6 protein-coding genes are annotated in these 8747 nt (G+C 71.3%); 4 read left to right on the top strand and 2 right to left on the bottom strand.

Going from position 1 to position 8747, the window contains the following annotated elements; all coding sequences use genetic code 11:
* The first annotated feature begins 144 nt into the window (after positions 1-144).
* The gene (locus QSK34_RS16365; RefSeq protein WP_285584995.1) at positions 145-2829 is read left to right on the top strand and encodes an aminotransferase; all 2685 of its coding nucleotides are present in this window, start codon (positions 145-147) and stop codon (positions 2827-2829) included.
* Positions 2830-2857: 28 nt separating this feature from the next.
* Positions 2858-4249, top strand: a complete 1392-nt coding sequence (locus tag QSK34_RS16360) for an MFS transporter (RefSeq protein ID WP_285584993.1) — start codon at positions 2858-2860, stop codon at positions 4247-4249.
* On the opposite strand, the gene QSK34_RS16355 is transcribed toward QSK34_RS16360, so the two are convergent.
* Both QSK34_RS16355 and QSK34_RS16350 read right to left on the bottom strand, forming a co-directional pair.
* Positions 4222-4791, bottom strand: a complete 570-nt coding sequence (locus tag QSK34_RS16355) for a dihydrofolate reductase family protein (protein ID WP_285584992.1) — start codon at positions 4789-4791, stop codon at positions 4222-4224. The two genes, QSK34_RS16360 and QSK34_RS16355, sit on opposite strands and share 28 nt — an antisense overlap.
* Before the next feature lie 13 nt (positions 4792-4804).
* The gene (locus QSK34_RS16350; protein WP_285584990.1) at positions 4805-5791 is read right to left on the bottom strand and encodes an aldo/keto reductase; all 987 of its coding nucleotides are present in this window, start codon (positions 5789-5791) and stop codon (positions 4805-4807) included.
* A 189-nt stretch (positions 5792-5980) separates the two neighbouring features.
* Between QSK34_RS16350 and QSK34_RS16345 the strand changes: the two genes are divergently transcribed.
* Complete coding sequence (locus QSK34_RS16345; protein ID WP_285584988.1) at positions 5981-6349, top strand: hypothetical protein; 369 nt, start codon at positions 5981-5983, stop codon at positions 6347-6349.
* 128 nt (positions 6350-6477) lie between these two features.
* Entirely contained in the window at positions 6478-8631 is a 2154-nt protein-coding gene (locus QSK34_RS16340) for a collagen-like domain-containing protein (RefSeq protein ID WP_285584986.1), read from the top strand.
* Positions 8632-8747 lie beyond the last annotated feature (116 nt).

Genomic DNA, 8747 nt, shown 5'->3' with positions numbered 1-8747 from the left:
CCCTCCATCGACGGCCCCCGAATCGGCCGCCTTATGCTCGCCGATCCGGCAAAGAAGAGCTATCTACCGAAACGGTGACAACTTCGATCACTTCGGTTTGTCGGGCGATGCGAGACTGGGCGACATGACCGGAAATGTCGGCACATGAACGTCGTCCGTCCTGATGTCACCCTCGACCAGGCCCGAGAGATCGCGGACACCTTCTTCGGTGTCCGAGGCGAGGTCAGGGAGGTCGGCAGCAACCAGGACCGCAACTTCGTCGTCGACGGCCGGTTCCTGCTGAAGGTCGCCAACGCCGGTTACACCGACGCCGAACTCGACGCCCAGGACGCCGCCCTGCTCCACCTCGGGGACAGGATGAGCGTGCCCGAACCGCAGCCGTCCCTCGGCGGCGGATACGTGGCCCGGTTCGGCGACGGGTTGCGGGCGCGGCTGCTGACGTTCGTGCCGGGCACGCCCCTGATCGACCACGCCTATCTCGCGCCCGTGGTCGTCGCCCGGCTCGGCGACCTGGCCGGGCGGCTCGTGGCGAACCTGGCCGACCTCGACCACCCCGGGTTCGACCGCGTCTCCCAATGGGACCTGCGCCGGGCCCGGACCGAGATCGACCAGATGATCGGCTCGTTGTCGACCGGACGCGACCTGGTGCGCCGGGCCGCCGACCAGGCCTGCGACCGGCTCGACACCCTGGCCGGGAACCTGCGGACGCAGGCGATCCACGGCGACCTCACCGACGACAACGTGGTCTGCTCGATCGGTCCCGACGGGCGTCCGGTGCCCGAAGGGGTGATCGACTTCGGCGACCTCGGGCACGGCTGGATCGTCGGCGAACTGGCGGTGACCTGCGCGTCGCTGCTGCACCACGCGCCGGAACGACCGCTGGCGATCCTCCCGGCGGTGCGCGCCTTCCAGCGGGTGGTGCCGCTGACCGGCGACGAACTGGCCGCCCTCTGGCCGGCGATCGTGGCGCGCACGGCGGTGCTGGTGGTCAGCGGGGTGCACCAGGCCTTGCTGGAGCCCGACAACGACTACGCGACCGAGCGGCAGGACGCCGAGTTCCGCGCCTTCGAGACCGCGCTCAGCCTGCCGTTCGAGGTGGCCGAGGCGGCGTTCCGGGAGACTCCCCCGGCCCGGTTCGCCGGAGCGCCGATCGTGCCGGTGCTGCCGGTGCGGGACCTGTCGGTGACCAGTGATCTTCCCGGCGGGGTGCTGGAGACGTACACGCCGGAAGAGGGCGTCGCCCACCGGGCCGGCGAACCTCGGCTGACCGAGACCCGGGTCCACTCCTTCGACGCGCCCGCGACGGTCCCGCTCGGCGTCGAGTCGCGGCTCCCGGCTGGCACCCCGGTGCACGCGCCGTTCGACGGCGAGGTGCATCTGGGAGTGCTGCGGGGCGGCACCCTCGACCTGCGGCTGAGCGGGGTCGAGATGTGGGAGGGCCCGGTCCGCGCCGGCGACCAGATCGGCGCCGTCTCCGGTCCGGTCTACGCGACCCTGTGCTCGGTACGGGACCTCGAACCCCCGGCCTTCGTCACCCCCGAGGAGTCGGCCGCCTGGCGGGCGGTCTGCCCCGACCCCGGCGCCCTCTTCGGCATCGGCCCGGCCCCCGAACCGGCCCCCTTCTCCCGCGACGCCCTCGCCGACGTCCAGGAGCACTACTACGCCGACCCGCCCCGCATCGAGCGCGGCTGGCGGCAGCACCTCGTCGACGTGAACGGCCGCGCCTACCTCGACATGGTGAACAACGTCGCCGCGATCGGCCACGCCCACCCGCGCCTCACCGAGGCGGTGTCGAGGCAGCTCGCCCTGCTCAACACCAACTCGCGGTTCAACTACCGCGCCATCGCCGAGTTCTCCCGGCGGCTGGCCGACCTGGCCCCCGACCCGCTCGACACGGTGTTCCTGGTCAACAGCGGTTCGGAGGCGGTGGACCTCGCGCTGCGGCTGGTCCAGGTCGCCACCGGCCGCGAGGAGATGCTCTGCGTCGCCGAGGCCTACCACGGCTGGACGATGGCCTCCGACGCCGTCAGCACCTCCACGGCCGACAACCCCAACGCGATGGCGACCCGCCCGGCCTGGGTGCGCCCGGTCCCGGCCCCGCACCGCGACCCCGACGCGCTCGCCAAGGCCCTGGCCATGGTCGGCGAGCCGGCGGGCTTCATCGCCGAGGCCTTCTACGGCAACGCGGGCGGCATCCCGCTGCCCGACGGCTACCTCGCCGCCCTCTACGCCGAGGTGCGCGCGAAGGGCGGTCTGTGCGTCGCCGACGAGGTGCAGGTCGGCTACGGCCGACTCGGCCGCCACTTCTGGGGCTTCGAACAGCAGGGCGTCGTCCCCGACGTGATCACGATCGCCAAGGCCATGGGCAACGGCCATCCGCTGGGCGCGGTCATCACGACCAGGGAGATCGCCGAGACTTACCGCAGGGTCGGCTACTTCTTCTCCAGCGCCGGCGGCAGCCCGGTCAGCTGCGTCACCGGCATGACCGTGCTCGACGTCATCGAGGAGGAGGGCCTCCAGGCCAACGCCGCCCGGGTCGGCGACCGCCTGCGCGACCTCATGGAGACGCTGGCCGCCGAGCACCCGATCATCGGCGCGGTGCACGGCCTGGGCCTCTACATGGGCGTCGAGCTGAACCGGCCCGACGGCTCCCCGGCCACCGAGGAGACCGCGGCGATCTGCGACCGGATGCTGGAACTGGGGGTGGTCGTGCAGCCGACCGGCGACCACCTGAACATCCTGAAGATCAAGCCGCCGATGGTGCTGACGGAGGACAGCGCCGCGTTCTTCGCAGCCGCCCTGGCCCGCACCCTCGCGGAGGGTTGGTGAATCCCCTGGCAGGGGCACTGGACGGGGTATGAATCCCCGTCGCTGGCGCGCACTGGCCGTCTGTCTCGTCCCGGCGTTCATGACGCTGCTGGACGTCTCGATCGTCAACGTCGCGCTCCCCGACATCCAGGCGGGGATCGGCGCCAGCGACAGCGGCCTCCAGTGGGTGGTCTCCGGATACGCCCTCACCTTCGGCCTCGCCCTCATCCCCGGCGGGCGACTGGGCGACGCGCGCAGCCGCCGGGCGGTGTTCATGTGGGGCATCGTGTTGTTCACCGCCGCGAGCGCGGCCTGCGGCGCGGCCCAGAACGAATGGTGGCTGATCATCGCCCGGCTGGTGCAGGGGGCCGCGGGAGCCCTGATGATGCCGCAGGTCAGCGGCTACATCCAGGAGATGTTCCAGGGGTCGGAGCGCGGCCGGGCCTTCGGCTACCTCGGCGCGGTGATCGGCCTGTCCACCGCCGTCGGCCCGCTGCTGGGCGGTGTGCTGATCCAGATCTTCGGCGAGGAGAACGGCTGGCGCTGGGTCTTCTACGTCAACCTGCCGATCGGCCTGCTGTCGTTGCCCTTCGCACTGCGCATGCTGCCCGCCGAGAACCTGCGCCGCACGCTGAAGCCCGGCTTCGACCCGGTCGGCGTGCTGCTGCTGGCCGCCGGGCTGCTGCTGGTCCTGCTGCCGTTCCTGCAGAACCAGCAGTGGCCGGGCGGGGCGAAGTGGCTGCTGGTCCCGGCCGGGATGGCCGTGCTGGCCGGGTTCGGGTGGTGGGAGCTGCGGGCGGCCCGGCGGATCGAGCCGCTGGTGCACATGGACCTGTTCCGGTCGCGGGCCTTCACGCTCGGCGGGCTGATCGGCGTGCTCTACTTCGCCGGGTTCACCGCGATCTTCTTCGTCTTCACCCTGTTCCTGCAGAACGGCCTGGGCTATTCGGCGCTGATGGCCGGCATCGCCTCGGTCCCGTTCGCGATCGGCTCGGGCATCGCCTCGGGGGTCAGCGGGCGGCTGGTGCACCGCTACGGCCGGGCCATGGTCGCGTGGGGGCTGTTCATCGTGGCCGTCGGGTTCGTGGCCACGATGCTGGCCGTGCACGAGGTCCCCGGACGGCACGCCGGATGGGCGGCGGCCGGGCCGCTGCTGCTGTCGGGCGTCGGCAGCGGGCTCGTCATCTCGCCCAACCAGACCCTCACGCTCAGCCACGTGCCGGTCAGGCGGGCGGGCAGCGCGGGAGGCGTGCTGCAGACCTGGCAGCGGATCGGGTCGGCGGCCGGGATCGCGGGCGTCGGCGCGGTCTACTTCGCCCACCTGGCGAGCTCGCGCGGCGACTGGGCGGAGAGCTTCCAGATCGCCATGCTCACCTCGGCCGGCTTCGTGGTGGCCGCGCTGCTCGTCGCCCTCTACGACCTCTTCGGGCCCGGCCGGTAGGTCAGCTCGACCACCCCCTGGCCGAACGGCCGGGTCTCGATCAGCCGCAGGTCCATCGTGAGGCCGGGCGGGAACAGCGGGGTGCCGCCCCCGACGACGACCGGGTTGAGGTAGAGCCGGTATTCGTCGATCAGGTCGTGGCGCATGAACTGCGCCATCAGGTTCGCCCCGCCGACCGCCATGCCGGCCCCCGAGGTGGCCTTCAGCTCCCTGACCCAGTCGGGGTCGAACTCCCGCACCACCTCGGTGTTCCAGCGGTCCTCCTCCAGGGTGCGGGAGAGGACGTACTTCTTCTTGGAGAGCCAGATCTCGGCGAAGTCGGCGGCCTCCCGGGAGGCCGCCGGGTCGTCGGCGGCGGTCGGCCAGTAGTCGGCCATCAGCTGGTGGGTGACCCGCCCGTCGATGAAGGCGCTCAGCGGAGCGAGCAGTTCGTTGAGGTGGCGGTGCAGCTCGGCGTCCACCCGGTGCCAGGAGATGTCCCGGCCCGGCCCTTCCATGTAGCCGTCGAGCGACACCGCCGAGGTGATCATGATCTTCCGCATTCCCCCAGGCTAGCTAGTGGGTCGCGTCGAGCGCCGCCCGCTGCTCTGCCGTCAGCTCCAGGTCGACGGCCGCCAGGTTCTCCTCCAACTGGGCCACCGACGAGGCTCCCGCCAGGGGGATGATCGGCACCTCGTGGCCCATCTGCCACGCCAGCACGACCTGGTTCGCGGTCGCCCCGGTCTCGGTGGCGATCTCGCGGACCTTCGCGAGCCGGGCCTCCGTGCCCGGGTGCCGGAAGTCGGGCGGGAACTCCTTGTCGGTCCGCGTGTAGCGGCCCGACATCAGCGGCGAGTAGGCCACCAGCACGAGCTCCCGCTCCTCCCTCAGGTACGTCACCAGGTCGGGCCCCGCCGCCCCGAGGTTGCCGTCGCGGAACAGCGCGTCGGGGATGTCCACCCGGGGGCGGACGTAGCTGTGGGCGTACTGGAGGATCTCGTAACCGGGCAGCCCCCGCTGCCTCGCCAGGGCGCGGGCCCGCTCGACCCGCCAGGCGGCGTGGTTGCTGACGCCGAGCATGCCGACCAGCCCTTCGGCGACCAGGGCGGCGAAGCCCTCGACGGTCTCCTCGACCGGGGTGCGGTGGTCCTCGATGTGCGAGTAGAGGACGTCGATCCGGTCGAGGCCCATCCGCTCCATGCTGCGTTCGGCCGACTCGCGGATCACCTTCGCCGACAGCCCCTCGGCGTTGTCGGTGTAGCTCGTGCCGGGGGCCAGCGGCCGGGCGCCGACCTTGGTGGCGATCACGATCTCGTCGCCCACCCCCCGCGACCTGCGCCAGCGGCCGATCAGTTCCTCGCTGTGGCCGCCCTGGCTCCCGTCGGTCCAGAAGGCGTAGTTGCCCGAGGTGTCGATGAAGGTGCCGCCCGCCTCCACGAACCGGTCGAGGATCGCGAAACTGGTCGCCTCGTCGGTCACCGAGCCGAACAGCATCGCCCCCAGCGACAACACGCTCACCTCGCGCCGGGTCGCGGGCGTGGTGCCGATCGTGCGGTATCTCATGTGTTCCTCCCGTCGTCGCGACCGAGTGTGGGTGCTGGACCGCGCTCCAGGTCAAGCCGTTACGTCACGATAAATCCGGAAATGTCGACATGGGCAATTCCAGGAACTCCAACGTATTCGTCACGGGAAGACAACCTTTCCCCTATTCACGGCATCCTGTGGCGTGTTCCCTCGTCATTCGGAGTGCCCATGCCCCGCGTCGCCGTCGCAATTTCCGTCATATTAGTCATGTCGGGCCTGGGGTTATACGTCCTGTTTTGGACAGATAGCCGGACACCCTGCGAAGCCGCCGTCGAAATCGTCGCCCAGATTCAGGAGATTGATCCGAAAAGTCCGAATCTCGTCGACACGCTCAACACCATCGACGGCCTGGTGACCGGCCGTCTCAGCGACGTCTCCGATCGCGCGAACCCCGTGCTCACCGCCGATCTGACGCGTCTGCGGTCGGTGCTCAGGGGGGTCACGGCCGAGGATTTGAGCGATCCGGCCAGCGAAGTCCGCGAGACGATGACGAACGTCCTCTCATGTCAGAACGTCGGCGCTTTTCCTGCGCAATAGAAAGTCGTTTACGTTAGTTAGCTATGTCCAGCTTTTCGCTTTTTGGTACGCCGGGCACCCTACTCAACATTACGGAATCAATTCAGGTCCCGTAATTCGGATGCACGTACCAAAGAGCATGGACTGACATGACTTTTCAGGATAAAGGGCGCGAGCTCGGTCGCCGCGCCGTCCGCGGCGCCAAGGCGCTCGCCGTCGCCGTGGCGGCGAGCGGCCTGGTTCTCACCGGCGCCACCGGCGTCAGCGCCACCAGCTCCGTCGGCACCGGCGCGAGCATGCTCAGCGACAACATCGGCTGGGTCGACTGGAAGTACAAGGAGAAGCGGCCGCTGAAGCGCGTCAAGATCAAGGTGATCAAGCGCTTCCGCCACCACCACCACAGGCACCACCGCTTCTTCCACCGTCACCACCGCCAGCACTTCGTCCACCGCTCGCACCACCACTGTGACCACGGCCACCACCACGGCCACCACGGCCACCACGGCTGGGACGACGGCGGCTGGAGCGACGACGAGGGCGGCTGGGGCGCGACCGGCGGCTGGGGCGGCGACGGCGACTGGGGCCACGGCTTCCACGACCGCTGCAACCACCACCACCACGTGCACGAGCGGCACCACCACCGCCGGGACCACCACCGCTTCGAAGAGCACCACAAGCACCACAAGAAGAAGCACCGCCACCACCACCACGATGAGGAAGAGCACCACGGCCACCACCACGGCCACCACGAGCACGGCCACCACGAGCACGGTCACCACGGCCACCACGGCCACCACGACCGCGGCTGGGACGACAACAACGACCGCGGCTGGGACGACAACAACGACCAGGGCGGCTGGGACAACAACGAGCCGAACGGCTGGGACGACAACCAGCAGCAGCAGCCGCAGCCGCAGCCGCAGGTCGCCACGCCGCAGGGTCCGCAGGGCGACCAGGGCGCCCAGGTTCCCGGCACTCAGCAGGGGGCCCAAAACCCTAACGTGCCCGTCAACTCCACGGCCCCGATGCGGGCACAGAGTGTGGCGGGGTGGCACGACGACCCGCGTTGGAAGAAGCCCATCGTCATCCGCGGCCCGCGTGGCCCGATGGGTCCGCGTGGCCCGATGGGCCCCACCGGCCCGGTGGGACCGCGTGGCCCGTTCGGACCTTCGGGTCCGATCGGTCCGCAGGGTCCGGCGGGCCCGGCGGGTGGCCCCGCCGGCCCGGCTGGACCGCAGGGTCCTCAGGGCCCCGCGGGCCCGGCTGGACCTCAGGGTCCTGCGGGGACGAACGGTGCCCAGGGTCCGGCCGGCCCCGCGGGCCCGGCTGGACCCCAGGGTTCGGTCGGTCCCCAGGGTCCGATCGGTGAGACCGGTCTGATCGGCCCGGCCGGCCCGGTGGGCCCGGCTGGTGCGCCCGGCGCCCAGGGCCCGGCGGGCCCGGCGGGCCCCGCGGGTGGTCTCGGCCCGGTGGGCCCGGTCGGCCCGGCTGGACCTGTGGGTCCGGCGGGTCCGGAGGGTGCCACCGGTCCGGCGGGCCCCGCTGGACCGCAGGGTACGCCCGGCACGCCGGGCGCGCCCGGTGCGACCGGCCCGGCCGGCCCGGCGGGCCCCCAGGGTCCGGTCGGACCCGCGGGCCCCGGTGGCCCGGCGGGTACGCCCGGTACTCCCGGTGAGGTCGGCCCGGCCGGCCCGGCAGGCCCGCAGGGCCCGGCAGGGCCCGTGGGTCCGGCTGGTCCCGAGGGTGCGACCGGTCCTTCCGGTCCGGCGGGCCCCCAGGGTCTGGTTGGTCCGGCCGGTCCGGCTGGCCCGCAGGGTGCTCCCGGCGCGACCGGCGCGACCGGCGCGACTGGTGCGACCGGCGCGACCGGCCCCGCCGGTCCGCAGGGCCCGGCAGGTCCGGCCGGTCCGCAGGGTCCGGCGGGACCTGGGGCGGGGACCGCGATTTCGCTGTCGCCGCTGCTCCTGGACACCCTCCAGGTGTCGGTCCGGCCCAACGGCGACACGTGGATCCGCGACCCGCGGACGACGCCGATGTGGCACAACCTGTCCGGGCTGCCCGGCTACCCGGCCAACGTGCAGTCGGTGTCGTCAGAGGTCATCATCGACGCTCTGATTCCGTACCTGCACATCACGGTTCAGACCACCACCGGTGACATCCACCGGACGATCTGCACCGTGGGCCTGCCCGTCCCGATCGTCGGAGGCTTCTTCGCTCCCGGCGCTCCGGGCGGCCCGGCGGCCTACCCGGCGAACTGCACCGCGTGGGTCAACCAGACGCCTCCGCTCCGCATGGCCACCTGAGTCTCCGACTCCGGTTCCATGAGAGCTGACGGCTGAAAGTCAGGGGGCCGCGTATCCCTTCGGGGGTGCGCGGCCCTTCTGCGTACCCGGAACCTTCCACTAACATCGGGTGATTT

The organism is Herbidospora sp. NBRC 101105 (assembly GCF_030269205.1).
GTDB classification, from domain to species: Bacteria; Actinomycetota; Actinomycetes; order Streptosporangiales; family Streptosporangiaceae; genus Herbidospora; species Herbidospora solisilvae.
Note: the sequence above shows the minus strand (reverse complement) of the source record. Positions and strands in the feature narration are given on the sequence as shown.